General features: G+C 70.3%; 12 protein-coding genes and 1 pseudogene. 5 read left to right on the forward strand and 8 right to left on the reverse strand.

Annotation, left to right across the window (positions count from 1 at the left end):
* Positions 1-16 precede the first annotated feature (16 nt).
* The 6 genes and pseudogenes from ACLLJJ_RS08890 to ACLLJJ_RS08915 form a co-directional block, all read right to left on the reverse strand.
* Positions 17-1,396: pseudogene (locus tag ACLLJJ_RS08890) on the reverse strand (alpha-amylase); the annotation flags it as partial.
* Between the two features lie 537 nt (positions 1,397-1,933).
* Positions 1,934-2,980, reverse strand: coding sequence for a LacI family DNA-binding transcriptional regulator (locus tag ACLLJJ_RS08895; protein ID WP_434588732.1), 1,047 nt, complete (start codon positions 2,978-2,980; stop codon positions 1,934-1,936).
* Entirely contained in the window at positions 2,977-4,656 is a 1,680-nt protein-coding gene (locus tag ACLLJJ_RS08900) for a glycoside hydrolase family 13 protein (RefSeq protein ID WP_434588733.1), read from the reverse strand. The genes ACLLJJ_RS08895 and ACLLJJ_RS08900 overlap by 4 nt, the downstream gene beginning before the upstream one ends.
* 76 nt (positions 4,657-4,732) lie before the next feature.
* Positions 4,733-5,566 carry a sugar ABC transporter permease gene (locus tag ACLLJJ_RS08905; RefSeq protein ID WP_434600348.1) on the reverse strand — a complete coding sequence of 278 codons (834 nt, stop codon included), beginning with the start codon at positions 5,564-5,566 and terminating at the stop codon, positions 4,733-4,735.
* A 56-nt stretch (positions 5,567-5,622) separates the two neighbouring features.
* On the reverse strand, positions 5,623-6,633 hold the full coding sequence (locus ACLLJJ_RS08910) for a carbohydrate ABC transporter permease (RefSeq protein WP_434588734.1): 1,011 nt from the start codon (positions 6,631-6,633) through the stop codon (positions 5,623-5,625).
* 24 nt (positions 6,634-6,657) lie between these two features.
* A complete protein-coding gene (locus ACLLJJ_RS08915) occupies positions 6,658-7,935 on the reverse strand; it encodes an extracellular solute-binding protein (protein WP_434588735.1) in 1,278 nt (425 codons plus the stop codon).
* Positions 7,936-8,268: 333 nt separating this feature from the next.
* Here ACLLJJ_RS08915 and ACLLJJ_RS08920 point away from each other — a divergent pair, with 333 nt between their 5' ends.
* The 4 genes from ACLLJJ_RS08920 (at position 8,269) to ACLLJJ_RS08935 (ending at position 12,148) form a co-directional block, all read left to right on the forward strand.
* Entirely contained in the window at positions 8,269-9,870 is a 1,602-nt protein-coding gene (locus ACLLJJ_RS08920) for a glycoside hydrolase family 13 protein (protein ID WP_434588736.1), read from the forward strand.
* Positions 9,871-9,895: 25 nt separating this feature from the next.
* The gene (locus tag ACLLJJ_RS08925; RefSeq protein ID WP_434588737.1) at positions 9,896-10,915 is read left to right on the forward strand and encodes a LacI family DNA-binding transcriptional regulator; all 1,020 of its coding nucleotides are present in this window, start codon (positions 9,896-9,898) and stop codon (positions 10,913-10,915) included.
* A 103-nt stretch (positions 10,916-11,018) separates the two neighbouring features.
* Complete coding sequence (locus ACLLJJ_RS08930) at positions 11,019-11,915, forward strand: phosphatase PAP2 family protein (protein WP_434588739.1); 897 nt, start codon at positions 11,019-11,021, stop codon at positions 11,913-11,915.
* A 71-nt stretch (positions 11,916-11,986) separates the two neighbouring features.
* Complete coding sequence (locus tag ACLLJJ_RS08935) at positions 11,987-12,148, forward strand: carbohydrate-binding protein (RefSeq protein WP_434588741.1); 162 nt, start codon at positions 11,987-11,989, stop codon at positions 12,146-12,148.
* A 32-nt stretch (positions 12,149-12,180) separates the two neighbouring features.
* Here the strand turns inward: ACLLJJ_RS08935 and ACLLJJ_RS08940 are convergent, their stop codons facing one another.
* Entirely contained in the window at positions 12,181-13,755 is a 1,575-nt protein-coding gene (locus ACLLJJ_RS08940) for an amidohydrolase (protein ID WP_434588743.1), read from the reverse strand.
* Positions 13,756-13,804: 49 nt separating this feature from the next.
* Positions 13,805-15,268 carry an APC family permease gene (locus tag ACLLJJ_RS08945; RefSeq protein WP_434588745.1) on the reverse strand — a complete coding sequence of 488 codons (1,464 nt, stop codon included), beginning with the start codon at positions 15,266-15,268 and terminating at the stop codon, positions 13,805-13,807.
* A gap of 131 nt (positions 15,269-15,399) precedes the next feature.
* Here ACLLJJ_RS08945 and ACLLJJ_RS08950 point away from each other — a divergent pair, with 131 nt between their 5' ends.
* Positions 15,400-16,011 (forward strand): TetR/AcrR family transcriptional regulator C-terminal domain-containing protein, encoded by a 612-nt coding sequence (locus ACLLJJ_RS08950; protein WP_434588747.1) that lies wholly within the window; start codon positions 15,400-15,402, stop codon positions 16,009-16,011.
* Positions 16,012-16,046 lie beyond the last annotated feature (35 nt).

The following is a 16,046-nucleotide window of genomic DNA, read 5'->3' on the forward strand; positions in this document are numbered from 1 at the left end:
TGCGGCGGGCTCAGGGGGTGCAGGAGCGGGCGTTGACGTGCAGGGCGACCGCCGTGTTGGCGCCGAGGGACGCGGTGAACCGGCCGGAGCCGTCCACGCTCACGCCCCTGCCGCTCTGGACGTCGCAGTAGGCGCCCGCGGGCAGCGAGGTCTGGAAGGTGCGGTTGAGCGTCGAGCCCTCGTGGTTGATGGCGACGTACGCCTTGTCGCCGCGTCCGAAGGCGATCTGGTCGCCGCCGTTGTCCCACCAGTTGGTGACGGACTGCCCGCGGGCGGAGTTGCGGAAGCCCACCATGGAGGAGATCTCGCGCCAGTTGTGCTGGCACTTCCAGCCGTCGTTGTAACAGGCGTTCACCGTGCCGCCGTTGGGCGGTCCGGCGTCCCGGTCGGAGAACTCGTAGCCCGAGTGCACGTCCGGGGAGCCGTAGGGCCAGGCCAGCATGAAGACGTTGGCCAGGGTGTAGTTGGCGCCGTCCTTGTAACTGAGGGTGTCGCCGCCGCGCTCGGTGTCGTGGTTGTCGACGAAGACGGCGGACTTCCCGCTCTCCATGAAGCCCCAGCCCTCGCCGTAGTTCTTGAGGTAGGAGAGGTTCTCGTTGTTGAAGACCTGCTTGAGGCTGCGGGCGTACCGGAACTCCTGGACGTCACCGGTGCCGAGGTACTCGTTGGGCGAGACGGCCTCACCGCCTCCGAAGATCGCCTCCTGCTTCCAGTGGACGCCGGAGTTGGTCAACCTGCCCTTGATGGCGGCCAGATCACCGGCGGGGATGTGCTTGGCGCCGTCGATCCGGAAGCTGTCGACGCCCAGCGACAGCAGGTCGTTGAGGTACGCGGCGATCCTGTTGCGGACGTAGTCCTCGCCGGTGTCGAGGTCGGCGAGGCCGACGAGCTCGCAGTTCTGGACGTTGCCGCGGTCGCCGTAGTTGGTGACCTGCGAACGGCAGTCGTCCAGGTCGGCGCCCGAGTAGATGCCCGGGTAGTTGTACTTCTGGTACCCGGAGCCACCGGTGCCGGTGCCGTCGCCGGCCGCCATGTGGTTGATCACGGCGTCGGCGACGACCCTGACGCCGGCGGCGTGGCAGGTGTCGACCATGTTCTTGAAGGCGGCGCGGTCACCGAGCCGGCCGGCGATCTTGTAGCTGACGGGTTGGTACGACGTCCACCACTGGCCGCCCTGGATGTGTTCCTGGGGCGGCGAAGCCTGGACGTAGCCGTAACCGGCCGGGCCCAGGGTGTCCGTGCAGGCCTTCGCTATCGAGGCGAACTTCCACTCGAACATGACGGCGGTGACGTCCTTGGCGCCGGGCGGGGCCGCTTGCGCGGATCCGGCGGGGACGACGAGGACGGCGGCGCCGGCGGTGAGAGCGAGCGCGGTGGACAGGAGTCTGCGAGCCATGGGTGTTCCTCCTGCGTGCGGGGGGGGGAGGTGCGGGTGACGGTGAGGCCTCGCGTGGCAACGCGCCCTGCCCTCAAGGCTCTTGAATCTTCTTGCTGCAAGAAATGAAACCTTGCCGCGGAGCAGACCGTACGAGCCCTCACTAGCGGGGTCAACCCTCTGGACATGCTCCGTCAACACCCCGGAAATCCGCGGAATTTCTTGCTGCAAGGTCTTTCGCAAGCAATTGCGACCCTGTTACGTTCTTCTCGACTCCGGCTCGGCCGGCCGGGGGTCCCGGCAGGTCCGGGTCCCACGCGCCCGTCCGGTCGGGCCGGGCCGACAGGGAGCCCCCGGGGCCGCCAACCGCCGCCCAGCCCGGGCGGGCACCGGGGCTCCCTGCGGGGTTTTCCAACGGGGGCACGGCACTTGAGATCACGCCCGAAGACCGTCCCGGCGGCCGAAGGCCCTGCCCCCCGGCTTCGGGAAGGCGCGGACACGGGAGAAGCGCCGCAGGCAACCGCACCCGGCCGCGCACCGCAACCGCAACCGCTCCCGCTACCCCCGCACCTGCGCGGTGGACCCCCGCACCACCAGCTCCGGCTGGAACACGTACTCCGTGCGCTGCACCGGACTCCCCCCGATCTCCTCGAGCAACGCCCCCACCGCCGCCGTGGCCATCGCCTGCACCGGCTGGCGCACCGTGGTCATCGGCGGGTCGGTGAAGGCGATCAGCTGCGAGTCGTCGAAGCCCACCACCGACACGTCCCCCGGCACATCAAGACCGCGCCCCCGCGCGGCCCGCACCACGCCGAGCGCCATCATGTCGCTGCCGCAGACGATGCCCGTGCATCCCTGGTCGAGCAGCGCCCCCGCCGCCACCTGACCGCCCTCGACGCTGAACAGCGTGTGCCGCACGGCCGGTTCGGCCTCCTCGCGGGGACGCCCGAGCACAGCGGCGAGCGCGTCGACGAAGCCCTCATGCTTACGCCGCGAGGGCACGTACCGCCGCGGCCCGAGCGCGAGCCCGATCCGCTCGTGGCCCAGCTCGGCGAGGTGGCCGACCGCCATCCGCATCGCCGCGTGGTCGTCGGGCGAGACGAAGGGCGCGCTGATCGCCTCGTTGAAGCCGTTGATGAGCACGAACGGCACACCTCGCGCCGCCAGCGCCGCGTACCGCGCGGGGTCCGCCGACAGGTCCGCGTGCAGCCCGGACAGGAAGACGATGCCGCCCACCCCGCGCTCCACGAGCTGCTCGACCAGCTCGTCCTCCGTCGCCCCGCCCGGCAGTTGGGTGCACAGCACGGGCGTGTAGCCGTGCCCGGCCAGCACCTGCTCGATGACCTGTGCGAAGGCCGGGAAGATCGGGTTGGTCAACTCGGGCGTGACCAGTCCGATCAGCCCCGCGCTGCGCCGCCGCAGCCGTACCGGCCGCTCGTAGCCCAGCACGTCGAGCGCCGCGAGCACCCGCTGGCGCGTGGTGCCGGCGACGCCCGGCTTGCCGTTCAGCACCCGGCTGACGGTGGCCTCGCTGACGGAGGCCTGCGCTGCGATGTGCACCAGTCGCGGGGAGGCGGGGCCGCTTCGCGGCGCGGGAACGGTCACACCGCCCACCACACGGCGGTGTCCCCGGGCAGCTCGAAGTCGCCTTCACCCAGGGCGACTTCGCCGCTGGCGAGCAGCACCCGGCCGGGCGCCGGCAGAGTGACGGCCGCCCGCGTCGTATTGACCGTGCACACGAACCCGTCGCGGGCGAAGGCCAGCACCCCTTCGGGCGCCCGCAGCCACTCCACCGCGGTCCCGGCGCCGAGCCCCGGGTGCTCGCGGCGCACGGCGAGCGCGCGGCGGTACAGCTCCAGCGTGGAGTCCTGGTCGCCGGTCTGCGTCTCGACACTCAGCGCGCCCCAGCCCTCGGGCTGCGGGAGCCAACTGCCGCCCGCACCGAAGCCGTACGAAGTCCCTTCAGCGGTCCACGGGATCGGCACCCGGCAGCCGTCACGGAAGCCGTCCTGGCCCTCGGCCCGGAAGAAGGACGGGTCCTGGCGGGCCTCGTCGGGCAGGTCGGTGACGTCCGGCAGGCCGAGCTCCTCCCCCTGGTAGACGTAGGCGGAGCCGGGGAGCGCCAGCATCAGCACGGTCGCGGCGCGGGCCCGGCGCAGGCCGAGTTCGCGGTCACCGGCCTCGCGGAGCTGGGTGCCGAGGCCGGGCGGGTTGGCGAAGCGGGTGGTGTGCCGGGTGACATCGTGGTTGGACAGCACCCAGGTCGCGGGGGCGCCGACGGGGCGCATCGCGGCGAGCGAGGTGGTGATGACGTCACGCAGCGCGGCGGCGTCCCAAGCGGTGCCCAGGTACTGGAAGTTGAAGGCCTGATGCATCTCGTCCGGGCGCACGTAGTTGGCGGTGCGCTCCACGGTCGGCGTCCACGCCTCGGCGACGGCGATGCGCTCGCCCGGGTACTCGTCGAGGATCCGCCGCCAGGACCGGTAGATCTCGTGCACACCGTCCTGGTCGAAGAACGGCATCACGTCGTTGCCGAGCAGCTTGAGCTGGTCGTGCGCGCCCAGGTCGGGCAGGCCCTCGGCCTTGACCAGGCCGTGGGCGACGTCGACGCGGAAGCCGTCGACGCCCATGTCCAGCCAGAACCGCAGGATCGAGCGGAACTCGTCGGCGACGGCGGGGTGTTCCCAGTTGAAGTCGGGCTGCTCGGAGGCGAAGAGGTGCAGGTACCAGTCGCCGGGCGTGCCGTCCGGGTTCACCGTCCTGGTCCAGGCGGGGCCACCGAAGATGGACTCCCAGTCGTTGGGGGCCAGTTCACCGCTCTCGCCCTTGCCGGGCAGGAAGTGGTAGCGGTCGCGCAGCGCGGACCCGGGGCCCTCCTCGATGGCCCGCTTGAACCACTCGTGCTGGTCGGAAGAGTGGTTGGGCACCAGGTCGACGATGATGCGCAGGCCCAGCTCGTGGGCGTCCCGGATCAGCGCGTCGGCGTCCAGGAGCGTCCCGAACATCGGGTCGATGGCCCGGTAGTCGGCGACGTCGTACCCGGCGTCGGCCTGCGGCGACGCGTAGAAGGGGCTGAGCCAGACGGCGTCGACGCCCAGCTCCTTGAGGTACGGGAGCCGTCCGCGTACCCCTTCGAGGTCACCCATGCCGTCGCCGTTGCCGTCGGCGAAACTGCGCGGATAGACCTGGTAGATCACCGCGTCCCGCCACCAGCCGGTGCGCCGGTCTCCAGTGGTGGAGGCGCTGGTGGGGGCGGTGGGAGCAGCGAGGTGCTGGGTCATGTCGTCCCTGGGTGTGAGGCGTGGGGGCGGCCGGCCCGCCGGGGCGGGAGCCGCCGCAGGAGTACGTGGGGCGGGCTCAGGACTTCGTCGCTCCGGCGGTCAGTCCGGACACGAGGTGCCGCTGGGCGAGCGCGAAGATCACGGCGGCGGGTACCGCGACGATCACGGCTGCCGCGGTGAGCGAACCCCAGTCGCTGGTGTACTGGTTGACGAAGGTCTGCAGGCCGCCGGCGAGGGTGAGGTTCTCCTCGCCCGTCATGAACGCGGAAGCGTAGGCGACTTCGGCCCAGCCGGTGATGAAGCTGTAGAAGCCCGTCACCACGAGCCCCGGCTTGGCGAGCGGCAGGATGAGCCGCCAGAAGACGCCGAAGGGGTTGAGTCCGTCGACCCGGCCCGCTTCGTCGATCTCCACCGGAATGGTGTCGAAGTACCCCTTCATCATCCAGGAGCAGAAGGGCACGGCGATCGTCAGGTAGGTGACGACCAGGCCGACGGGCTGGTTGAGCAGCCCGAGGTCGGCCATCAGGTTGTACAGCGGCACGATCAGCACCGCGACGGGGAACATCTGGGTGATCAGCAGCAGCCACATCAGGGGCCGCATGCCGGGGAACCTGAAGCGGCTGACGGCGTAGCCGGTGGTGGCGGAGATGAGGACGGCGAGGACCGTCGTCATGCCGACGACCAGCACGGAGTTGCCGAACCAGCTGAGGAACTCGGTGTCGTTGACGACGTGGTCGTAGTTGCTGAGGGTGAAGTCCTTCACCAGGTCGGTGGAGAACGCCTCGCTCTTGGGCTTGAACGAGGTGACCAGCAGCCACAGCGGCGGGAAGACCGCGACGACGGTGGCGACCAGCAGGGTCGCGTGCAGGCCGAAGGAGGCCAGCGGGGAGCGCTCGCCCCGGTTGCGGATTTTCTTGCGCGGGTCCGGCCCGCTCGTGGTGTTCTTCGTGGTGTTCGCGGTGTTGGTCACCACACTTCTCCCTGCTTGCGGAGCGCACGGCGGTAGACCACCGCGAAGAGCGACAGGAGCAGCAGAATCAGCACGCCCCAGGCCGCGGAATTGGCGAAGTCGCGGGGGCTGACGACGAAGGACAGCCGGTACGCGTAGGTCACGAGGATCTCGGTGGAGTCCCCGGGTCCGCCCCGGGTGAGCAGGTAGATCACCGGGAACATGTTGAAGGTCCAGATGCTGCTGAGCAGGACCACGGTGCTGCTGACGGCGCGCAGCCCCGGCAGGGTGATGTGGCGGAAGCGCTGCCAGGGTCCGGCGCCGTCGATCTCCGCGGCCTCGTACAGCTCGCCGGGGATGGACTGGAGTCCGCCGAGCATGGCGACCAGCATGAACGGCACACCGAGCCACACGTTCACCGCGATCACGGAGAACTTCGCCCAGGTGGGGTCGTTCAGCCACGGCACGGCGTCGATGCCGCCGCCTGTCAGCAGCGAGTTGAGCAGGCCGTTCTTCTCGTTGAAGAGCAGCCGCCAGGTGAAGACGGAGATGAACGCCGGTACGGCCCAGGGCAGGATCAGCGAGATCCGGTAGAACGAGCGGCCGGCCATCTTGCGGTTGAGCATGTTGGCCAGCGCCAGGCCGAGCGCGAAGGTGACGGCGACGCAGCAGACGGTCCAGATGACCGTCCAGGTGAGCCGGTCCCAGAACACCCCGTCCCGCAGGATGGCCGTGAAGTTGTCGAGGCCGACGGACTCGTACGTCGCCGGGATGTGGTTGACGCCGATGGAGCGCTCGACGTTCGCCTCGTTGGCGTTCGTCGTCGACAGATAGATGCCGCGCGCCAGCGGGTAGCCGATGATCACGCCGATCACGATCACCACGGGGGCGATCATGCTCCAGGCGTACCAGTGGGTGGACAGCGACCTGCGCAGCCGTCCGGGTGTCTTGTCGGTCCCGCGGCCACGGCCGCGGGCGCTGTGTGCGCCCGCGGCCGGTGCCGCCGACCGGCCGGTCTCGACAGCCATGGATCGGTCAGCCTCTCCCGTGAATTACTTGTAGTCCTTGAGCAGCTTGCGGTAGGCGTCGCCGACGCCCTTCGCACCCTGCTCCGGGGTGGCCTTGCCGCTGAGGACCTTGCCCATCTCCAGCCGGATGGGCTCGAAGAGGGCGTTGGCCTCGGGGATCCAGGGCCGCTGCACGGACTTCTCGACGGCCGGGCGGAAGAACTGCACCATCTGGTTGTTCTCGACGGTGGGCGCCGCGTAGACGGAGGTGCGGGTCGGCAGCAGGCTGAGCTTCTCGGTGGTCTGCTGCTGCACCTTGGCGGAGCTCATGTACTTGATGAACTCGTAGCCGGCGTCGAGGTTGCCGGACCCGGCGTAGGCGGCGAGGTTCCAGCCGCCCTGCGGGGAGGCCTGCCGGGCGGTGCCGGCCGGGACCGCGGCGACGCCGAGGTTGTCCTCGTCGCCCTTGAACTGCTTGCCGGCGAGCGCGCCCTCGATGGACCAGGGTCCGTCGAGCATCATCGCGACGTCGCCGTCCTTGAAGGCGTTCAGCTGGTTGTTGTACCCGTCGCTGGCGTCGGTGACGGCCGCCTTGGAGTCGACCAGGTCCTTCATCACCTCGAACGCCGCGGCGCCCTCGGCGTCGTCGACCAGGATCTCCTTCGACTTGGTGTCGAGGAGGTCGCCGCCCTCTCCGTAGAGGTAGGGGAGGTAGAAGTACGGGTCGTCGCCGCGCAGGTACAGACCGGTCTTGCCGCTCTTCGACTGGACCTTCTTGGCGGCTGCCTTGACGTCGGCGAAGGAGGCGGGGACGTCAACACCGGCTTCCTTCAGCATCTTCTTGTTGTAGAAGAGCGCGAGGCTGTCGATGGTCTGCGGGGCGGCGTAGGTCTTGCCCTTGAACTTCGTGCTGGCCGCCGCCTGCTTCAGGTAGTCCGCCTCCTTGTCGAGTGCGGAAGTGCCGTCGAGCGGGGCGAGGTAGCCGAGGTTGGCGAAGTCCGCGACCCAGGCGACCTCGGTGCGCATCACGTCGGGGGCGCCGGAGTTGCCGCCCGCGGCGTTCTTGAACTTGGCGTTGGCCTCGCCGAAGGGCACGCTGACGTACTTGACGTCGACCTTCTTGTGCTCCTTCTCGAAGCCCTCGGCGATCGCCTTGTACGTCGCCTTCTCGGCGTCGTTCGAGGTGTCCCAGAAGGTGACCGTGCCGGAGAGCTCTCCGCCGGAGCTCTTCTTGCCGCCCTCGTCGCCGCTGTCCCCGCCGCACGCTGTCGCCGCCAGTGCCAGGGCCGAGACCAGCGCGGTGGCCGCTATGCCACGCCGCATGTGAACTCCTTCAACAGATGCCCGAGATGACAGATGCCGGGTGCGGCTCCTGCCGACCGCTCCCTCGCGGCGCCGGGTCGTCGAGGAACGTAACAAGGATGAAAGAAGTCCGAAAGACCTTGCGAAGACTTTCCGCAAGAGCTGCCGATCGTTACATCCACGTGTCCTCACGGTTGCCGTATCGCCCCTTGCCAAGCAGGCCGCACAAGGGTTGACGACCTTGCCGCCGCCCCTGAAAGCCCTACCGCAAGGACTCGCAGGACTGTTACTTTCGGAGGGCGTCAGCGTTGATCTCGTAGTTGCTGATCCATCCGCCCGCACGAGAGGGACCCCATGACGCAGGAGCTCACGACCCCGCAGACCGCACCGCGCGGCTGGTGGCGCGACGCCGTCATCTACCAGGTGTACGTGCGGTCCTTTGCCGACAGCGACGGCGACGGCATCGGAGATCTGCGGGGAATCCGCGAGCGTCTGCCGCACGTCGCACGGTTGGGCGCCGACGCGGTGTGGCTCACGCCGTTCTACGCCTCGCCGCAGGCGGACGGCGGCTACGACGTCGCCGACTACCGCGTCGTCGACCCGCTCTTCGGCAGCCTCGACGACGCCCGTGAGCTGATCACCACCGCGCACGCGCTGGGTCTGCGGGTGATCACCGACATTGTCCCGAACCACACCTCCGACCAGCACGTCTGGTTCCGGGCGGCGCTCGCCGACCGGCGGGGCGGCCCGGCCCGCGCGCGCTACCACTTCCGCCCCGGCCGGGGCGCGGACGGCGAACTGCCACCCAACGACTGGGAGTCCGTCTTCGGCGGGCCCGCCTGGACACGCACAGCCGACGGCGACTGGTATCTGCATCTGTTCGCCCCCGAGCAGCCCGATCTCAACTGGGACAGCCCCGAGGTCCACGCGGAGTTCGACTCGATCCTGCGCTTCTGGCTGGACCTGGGCGTGGACGGATTCCGCATCGACGTGGCCCACGGCATGGTCAAGGCAGCCGGCCTGCCCGACATCGGCGCCCGCGAGCAGGCCAGGATGATCGGCTCGCAGGTCCTGCCGTTCTTCGACCAGGACGGTGTGCACGAGATCCACCGCGGCTGGCGCGAGCTCCTGGACTCGTACGACGGTGAGCGCATCGGCGTCGCGGAGGCCTGGGCCCCCTCCCCCGAGCGGCTCGCCCTGTACGTACGCCCCGACGAGCTGCACCAGGCCTTCAACTTCCAGTTCCTCAACTGCCCCTGGGACGCGTCGGCGATGCACGCGGTCATCGACGCCTCGCTCGCCGCCACCGGCTCCGTGGGCGCCCCCACCACCTGGGTGCTGTCCAACCACGACGTGGCACGGCATGTCACCCGCTACGGCGGCGACGACTACGCGCTGGGCCTGCGCCGCGCCCGCGCCGCCGCGCTGCTGATGCTGGCGCTGCCCGGGTCGACGTACATCTACCAGGGCGAGGAGCTCGGCCTGCCCGAGGTCACCGACCTGCCCGACGAGGCCCGCCAGGACCCGTCCTTCTTCCGCAGCGACGGGCAGGAGGGGCTGCGCGACGGGTGCCGGGTCCCGCTCCCCTGGTCCGGCGACCAGAGCCCGTACGGCTTTGGATCCGGGGGCAGTTGGCTGCCGCAGCCCGACGGCTTCAAGGGTCTGACGGTCGAGGCGCAGACCGGCGACCCCCGCTCCACCCTGGAGCTCTACCGCGCCGCGCTCGCCCTGCGCCGCGAGCTGCCGGGTCTGGGCGACGGCCCGATGAGCTGGCTGCCGGCCCCGGACGGCGTGCTGATCCTGGGCCGGCCCGGCGTCGTCTGCACGCTCAACACCACCGGCCACGCGGTCGAGACCGCGACCCCGGGAAGGCTCCTGATCGCCTCCGCGGCGCCCACCGTTGCCGGTGCCACGACTGCCCTATCCGCCGATTCCTGCGCATGGTGGGCAATCTGACATGCGACCGGTACAGTCCACTCCCATGACCGCACGGCTTGCCGACATCGCAGCCCAGGCGGGGGTCAGTGAAGCGACGGTCAGCCGCGTGCTCAACGGCAAGCCGGGGGTTGCCTCGGCCACCCGTGAATCCGTACTCGCCGCACTCGACGTCCTCGGATATGAGCGCCCCGTCCGGCTGCGCAGGCGCAGCGCCGGACTGGTCGGCCTCATAACCCCCGAGCTCGAAAACCCGATCTTCCCCGCGCTGGCCCAGGTCATCGGCCAGGCCCTGACCCGCCAGGGCTACACCCCGGTCCTCGCCACCCAGACACCCGGCGGCTCCACCGAGGACGAGCTCACCGAGATGCTCGTCGACCGCGGCGTCTCCGGCATCATCTTCGTCTCCGGGCTGCACGCGGACACCACGGCCGACATGCAGCGCTACGAACAGCTGCGCGCCCAGGGTGTCCCCTTCGTCCTCGTCAACGGCTTCTCGCCCAAGGTCCAGGCGCCCTTCATCTCCCCCGACGACCGGGCCGCGATGCGGCTGGCCGTGACGCATCTGACGGCCCTGGGGCACACCAGGATCGGGCTGGCCGTCGGCCCCAAGCGTTTCGTCCCGGTGCTGCGCAAGATCGAGGGCTTCCGGGCCGGCATGCAGGAGCAGCTCGGTTTGGCCCCCGAGGAGACGGAGGAGCTGATCCAGCATTCCCTGTACACCCTGGAGGGCGGCCAGGCGGCTGCCTCCGCCCTCATCGAGCGGGGCTGCACCGCGGTGGTGTGCGCGAGCGACATGATGGCGCTCGGCGCGATCCGGGCCGCCCGGCGGCTGGGTCTCGACGTACCGCGTGATGTCTCCGTCGTGGGCTTCGACGATTCCCCGCTGATAGCGTTCACCGACCCGCCACTGACGACCATCCGCCAGCCGGTGACGGCGATGGGACAGGCCTCGGTGCGGGCGCTCCTCGAAGAGGTCGGCGGAACGCCTGCGCCGCACAGCGAATTCGTCTTCATGCCGGAGTTGGTCGTACGCGGTTCAACAGCTTCGGGGCCCCGCCCCTAGGGACTCCTCCGGCCTGTCTAGTCCTTGAGCTGTAGCGCATGCGTGCGAGATCCGACCGGGGGATGATCGGTCTGGGGACGCTCATCTGGCAAACTCTCTCCCCATGGGTGACGTGACCGTGAAGACTCTGGAAGGCCGGACGGCCACCACTCCCGCACCCGAACGGGACGGGGAGCGGAGGCAGCCGTCGGCGCGGCGCACCGTGCTGACGGGGCTGCGGAGACTGCGTTCGCCCGGTCGCCCCCGGATCTGGTTCGAGATCCTGCTGATCGCGGTGAGTTACTGGACGTACTCTCTGATCCGCAACGCCGTCCCGGAGCAGAAGGCCGCGGCGCTGCGCAACGCGGACTGGATCTGGCGGACCGAGAAGACGCTCGGCATCGCCGTCGAACAGTCGGTCAACCACGCCGTGGACTCGGTGACATGGCTGATCGTGTCGATGAACTACTACTACGCGACACTGCACTTCGTGGTGACCATCGGCGTCCTGATCTGGCTCTTCCGCAGCCACCCCGGCCGTTACGCCGCGACCCGCACGGTGCTTTTCGCCACTACGGGTGTCGCCCTGCTCGGTTACTTCCTGTATCCGCTGGCGCCTCCCCGGCTGATGAACGGGCAGAACTTCATCGACACGGTCCTGGTGCACCACACCTGGGGCTCGATGGCGTCGGGCGACCTCAAGCACATGTCGAACCAGTACGCCGCGATGCCGTCGATGCACATCGGCTGGTCGCTCTGGTGCGGCCTGACGATCTTCGCGCTGGCCTCCGCGCCCTGGGCCAAGATCCTCGGCCTGCTCTACCCGACGGCCACCCTGGTGGTGATCGTCGCGACCGCCAACCACTTCTGGCTGGACGCGGTGGGCGGCATGCTCTGCCTGGCCTTCGGCCTCGCCGTGAGCCGCGCCTGGTACGGCGCGCTGCCGCACCGGCTGCCCAAGGTGGCCGTCGACGAGCGGCCCCGCCCGCGCCGCAGCCTACGCAGCCGCCTCCCGGTCTGAGCCCCGCTCACCGCCGTGGGAAGATTCCGCTGGGGCGGCAGCGGGCCGCCCCAGCGGAGAGGCGTCATCACATGGCAGCGGGATTCTCGGACTGGAAAGTCAACAAGCAGTACTCGGAGAGCGACCGGGTCGCCTACCGGGGCAAGCAGTACCGCTGTGTGGCGCCGCACAAGTCGAACTCCGCGAACAACCCGAAGACGGCCGTCACCCTGTGGAGGAAGGACACCCCTTAAGGGCTGTCCCGCCGCGTGCGGCGATCAAGGATTCAGCCCCGGTGCGTGATCTTTCCGCCGGTTACGGTCAGGCGTACGGGGGCCTCCGCCACCTCGTCGGCCGGTGCTGCGACGGGGTCCAGACCGAAGGCCGTCAGATCGGCGCGGAGGCCGGGGACGATGCGCCCCGAGACGCCCTGCTCGCCGGCGGCGACCGCCGCGTGCGTCGTGCAGCCCTCCAGGGACATGAGGCCGGTCAGCGCACGCCCGCTCTCGGCGGCGCCGCGGGGGGCGCGGGCGGTGGCCAGTACCTGGCGGGCGTCGTAGTGGGCGATGGGCCAGTCCGAGCCGAGGGCCAGCACGGCGCCCGCGTCCCGCAGATCGCGGCAGCGCCATGCGCGGGCCGCCCGCTCGTCACCGAGACGCTTCGACCACTCGTCGGTGTGATCGGCGCGGGTGTACGCCGTGTGGGGCGGCTGCATCGAGGCGATCACACCGAGCTCGGCGAAGCGGGTGATCTGGTCCTCGGGGACGGTCTCGATGTGCTCGACGCGGTGGCGGAGACGGCCGCTCGCGCCGAGCGACTCCACGCTGTCCAGGACATGCCGCACGGCGGCGTCACCGATGGCGTGGGTGGCGGTGCGTACGCCCGCCGCATGGAGGTGGCGTACAGCCTCGGTGTACGCCACCGGGTCCGGCCAGAACGCCTCGGTGCCCTGGCCGTGGCAGTCCGCGTGCTCCAGCCAGGCGGTGCCGCCCTCGACCGTGCCGTCCATGAAGAACTTGACGCCGCCCACGCGCCAGAGGCGGCCTGATTCCTGCTGCAGTGCGACGAGTCCGGCGAGGGCCTCGGCGTCCGTGCCCGGCATGCACCACGGGGCGAGGAGGAGCCGTACGGGAAGATCGCCCGTCTCCTCGGCCGCGGCGAGCAGTTCCAGGCAGTCGCCGCCGAGGTCCATCACATGGGCGCCGGTCAGGCCGGTGGCGGCCATCGCGGAGAGCAGTTCGCCGAGGCGGGCCCGGCGATCGGCGTACGACGCCCTGGGCGCCGCGGCGCCGACGAGGTCCATCGCGGCGTGCTCGACGAGGTGCCCGGTGGGGCGGCCCTCGGCGTCACAGACGATCTCCGAGCGCTGTGTGAAGGTGCGCGGCCCGGTGATCCCGGCGGCCTGGAGCGCGGCGCTGCCGGCCAGGGCCGAGTGGCCGTCGTAGAGGCGGATGAAGGCCGGGGCGCCGGCCACCGCTTCGTCGATGAGGGCGCGGTCGAGGGGGCGTCCGCCGAAGGCGTTGTGGTCGAGGCCCCAGGCGACGATCCAGCCACCGGTGCGTTCGGCGCCGGCGAGGGCGGCGCGGAGCTGGTCCAGATCGCGTACGGCGGAGAGGTCGAGGCCGTCGGACATCTCCAGGCCCCACACGGGGTGGCTGTGGCTGTCGACGAGGCCGGGGGTGAGGGTCGCCCCGGTCAGGTCGACGGTCTCGGTGCCGGGTCCGCGCCAGTCCCGTACGTCCGACGCGTCGCCCACGGCGGCGATGAGCCCGTCGCGCACGGCCACGGCGGTCGCTTCGGGGCGCTCGGGGTCAAGGGTGCGGACGCGGGCCCCGGTGAGGATGAGATCGGCTTCAGGCACGTGCTTCTGCTTCCTTTTTCATGGCTCGTTGCTCGTTGCTCGTTACTCGTTACTCGTTCGGTTCTGCGGCGAAGCCCGCGTACACCTGGGGTCTGCTGTGGCGCAGGCGCGCGGCGATGGCGATGCCGATGAGGAAGACGGCGGGCACGAGGGAGACGAGAGCGACATTGACGCGTGTGCTCGCCCCCGTGAAGACATCGACGTTCGTCGCCACCAGGCAGAGGGCCGCGGCGAGCAGCACGGCGGACACCGCCGGGGCGACGGTGGTGCGCCAGAGGCTCTCGGTGTGGCTGATGCGCCGGAAGAAGAACGGCACGGCGATCGCGGCGAGCAGTTGCAGCGCCATCAGGCCGATCATTCCCGGGGTGTTCACCCACAGCAGCAGCTGGCTGTACGGGTCCGCCCCGGCCAGGGCGAAGGCCAGGACGACGACCAGGCCGAGGACGGTCTGTGCGGCGCCCGCGAGGTGGGGCGAGCGGTGTCGGTGGTGGACCTTGCCGAGCGCGGCGGGCAGCACACCCTCCTGGGCGAGGGAGAGCCCGTACCGGTTGATGGCGTTGTGGAAGGCGAGGAGGGACGCGATGACGCTGGTGACGATGAGGATGTGCATCAGGTCCGAGGCCCAGCCGCCGACATACGTGGTAATGGCGGTGAAGAAGAGCCCGCCCGTGTCGTCGGTGGCGGCCTTGACGACCTGGTCGGAGCCGTATGCCTGGATGACCATCCAGACGACGAAGGCGTAGAAGAGACCGAGGAAGGCCACCGCCGTGTACGTGGCGCGCGGGATCGTGCGGCCGGGATCGCGGGCCTCCCGTCGGTAGATGGCCGTCGACTCGAAGCCGGTGAACGCGGCGAACGCCATGGCGAGGACGGCGACCATGCCGGGCGCGACGATGTTGCCGGGGGCGAAGGAGTCGGCGGAGAGCCCGTGGGCGCCGCCGTCCAGCAGGACGCCGCCGGCCAGCAGCACGAGGATGCCGGTTTCGGCGAGGAGCAGCACGCCGAGGATCTTGGCGCCGAAGTCGATGGACCGGTAGCCGAGGTACCAGGTGAGCAGGAGCCCGGCGATGGACACCGGGAGCCACGGTATGTCGATGCCCCACAGGGACGCGGCGGTGTCCTGGGTGGCGCTGCCGAGCAGGCCGAAGACACCGATCTCCATGCCGTTGTAGCCGATCATGGCGAGCAGTGCGGCGCCCATGCCGACGGGGCGGCCGAGGCCTCGGGTGATGTACGCGTAGAAGCCGCCGCCGTGACGGACGTACCGGGTCATGGCGGTGAACCCGACGGCGAAAAGGGCGAGCGTGACGCCGGCCATGAGATAGCCGGCCGGGGCGCCGATACCGCCGAGCATGATGGCGAGCGGGGCGACGCCGGCCATGACGGTGAGCGGAGCGGCGGCCGATACGACGAAGAAGACGATGTCCGACGTGCCGAGAGTGGCACGGCGGAGGGTGGGGGCCTCGACGGGCGGCGCGGTTCTCTCGGGATCGGTCCTGGGAGGCACAGACATGCGGGAGCAGGCCCTTCTGCGGCAGGCGGGGAGGCAGGGGCGACCCGGAAGCCAAACCTAAAGGCTTTCGGTTTCGGGCAATGTAGCCTCCGGACGGAGATCCGGGAAGACCTGAGAACGAGAGGACCGACATGGGCCGTCCGCGCACACCGCTCCTGGACAGGGAGCGCATCACGACGACGGCGCTGGAGCTCGTCGACCGGCAGGGCGAGTTCAGCGTCCCGCAGATCGCACGGCGGCTCGGGGTGCAGACCGGGTCGGTCTACCACCATGTGGAGGGCCGGGACGGAATCGTCGAGCTGCTGCGCGTCCGGGTCGCCTCGGCCATCGACACCTCGACGCTGGAGGTGCGGCCCTGGGACGCGGCGATGACCGCCTGGGCCCGCTCCTACCGCGCCGCCTTCGCCGCCCACCCACGTGCGATCCCGCTGCTCATGACCTCGCCGGTGCGTGCGCGGAAAGTGCTCGACCAGTACGAGTGCGCCGTACGGCTGCTGCTCGACGCGGGGTTCGCGGCGGCGGACGTGATGGTCGTGATCAGCGCACTGGAGAACCTGGTCCTGGGCTCGGCGCTGGACATGGCGGCGCCGGAACCGATGTGGGAAATCCCGGACGAGGCGTCGACGCCGGAGCTGACGCGCGCCCTCGCGTCAGCCGGCCCGAACCGCACCCACGCCGCGTTCGACCTGGCACTGGAAGGCTTCATCGCACACTGCCGCGCCCTGCTGGCCACGGGCCGGTGACGCGGGGCGGCGCTTCCCCGCCCCGCCCGTCCGTG

It is taken from the genome of Streptomyces sp. A5-4, from assembly GCF_051131715.1.
In the GTDB taxonomy this organism is placed as follows: Bacteria; Actinomycetota; Actinomycetes; order Streptomycetales; family Streptomycetaceae; genus Streptomyces.

Bases quoted from the DNA above. Each gene is read 5' to 3' on its own strand.
- ACLLJJ_RS08900 (WP_434588733.1), bottom strand. From the start codon at position 4,656: ATGACCCAGCACCTCGCTGCTCCCACCGCCCCCACCAGCGCCTCCACC.
- ACLLJJ_RS08930 (WP_434588739.1), top strand. From the start codon at position 11,019: ATGGGTGACGTGACCGTGAAGACTCTGGAAGGCCGGACGGCCACCACT.
- ACLLJJ_RS08910 (WP_434588734.1), bottom strand. From the start codon at position 6,633: ATGGCTGTCGAGACCGGCCGGTCGGCGGCACCGGCCGCGGGCGCACAC.
- ACLLJJ_RS08935 (WP_434588741.1), top strand. From the start codon at position 11,987: ATGGCAGCGGGATTCTCGGACTGGAAAGTCAACAAGCAGTACTCGGAG.
- ACLLJJ_RS08920 (WP_434588736.1), top strand. From the start codon at position 8,269: ATGACGCAGGAGCTCACGACCCCGCAGACCGCACCGCGCGGCTGGTGG.
- ACLLJJ_RS08925 (WP_434588737.1), top strand. From the start codon at position 9,896: ATGACCGCACGGCTTGCCGACATCGCAGCCCAGGCGGGGGTCAGTGAA.
- ACLLJJ_RS08950 (WP_434588747.1), top strand. From the start codon at position 15,400: ATGGGCCGTCCGCGCACACCGCTCCTGGACAGGGAGCGCATCACGACG.
- ACLLJJ_RS08945 (WP_434588745.1), bottom strand. From the start codon at position 15,268: ATGTCTGTGCCTCCCAGGACCGATCCCGAGAGAACCGCGCCGCCCGTC.
- ACLLJJ_RS08915 (WP_434588735.1), bottom strand. From the start codon at position 7,935: ATGCGGCGTGGCATAGCGGCCACCGCGCTGGTCTCGGCCCTGGCACTG.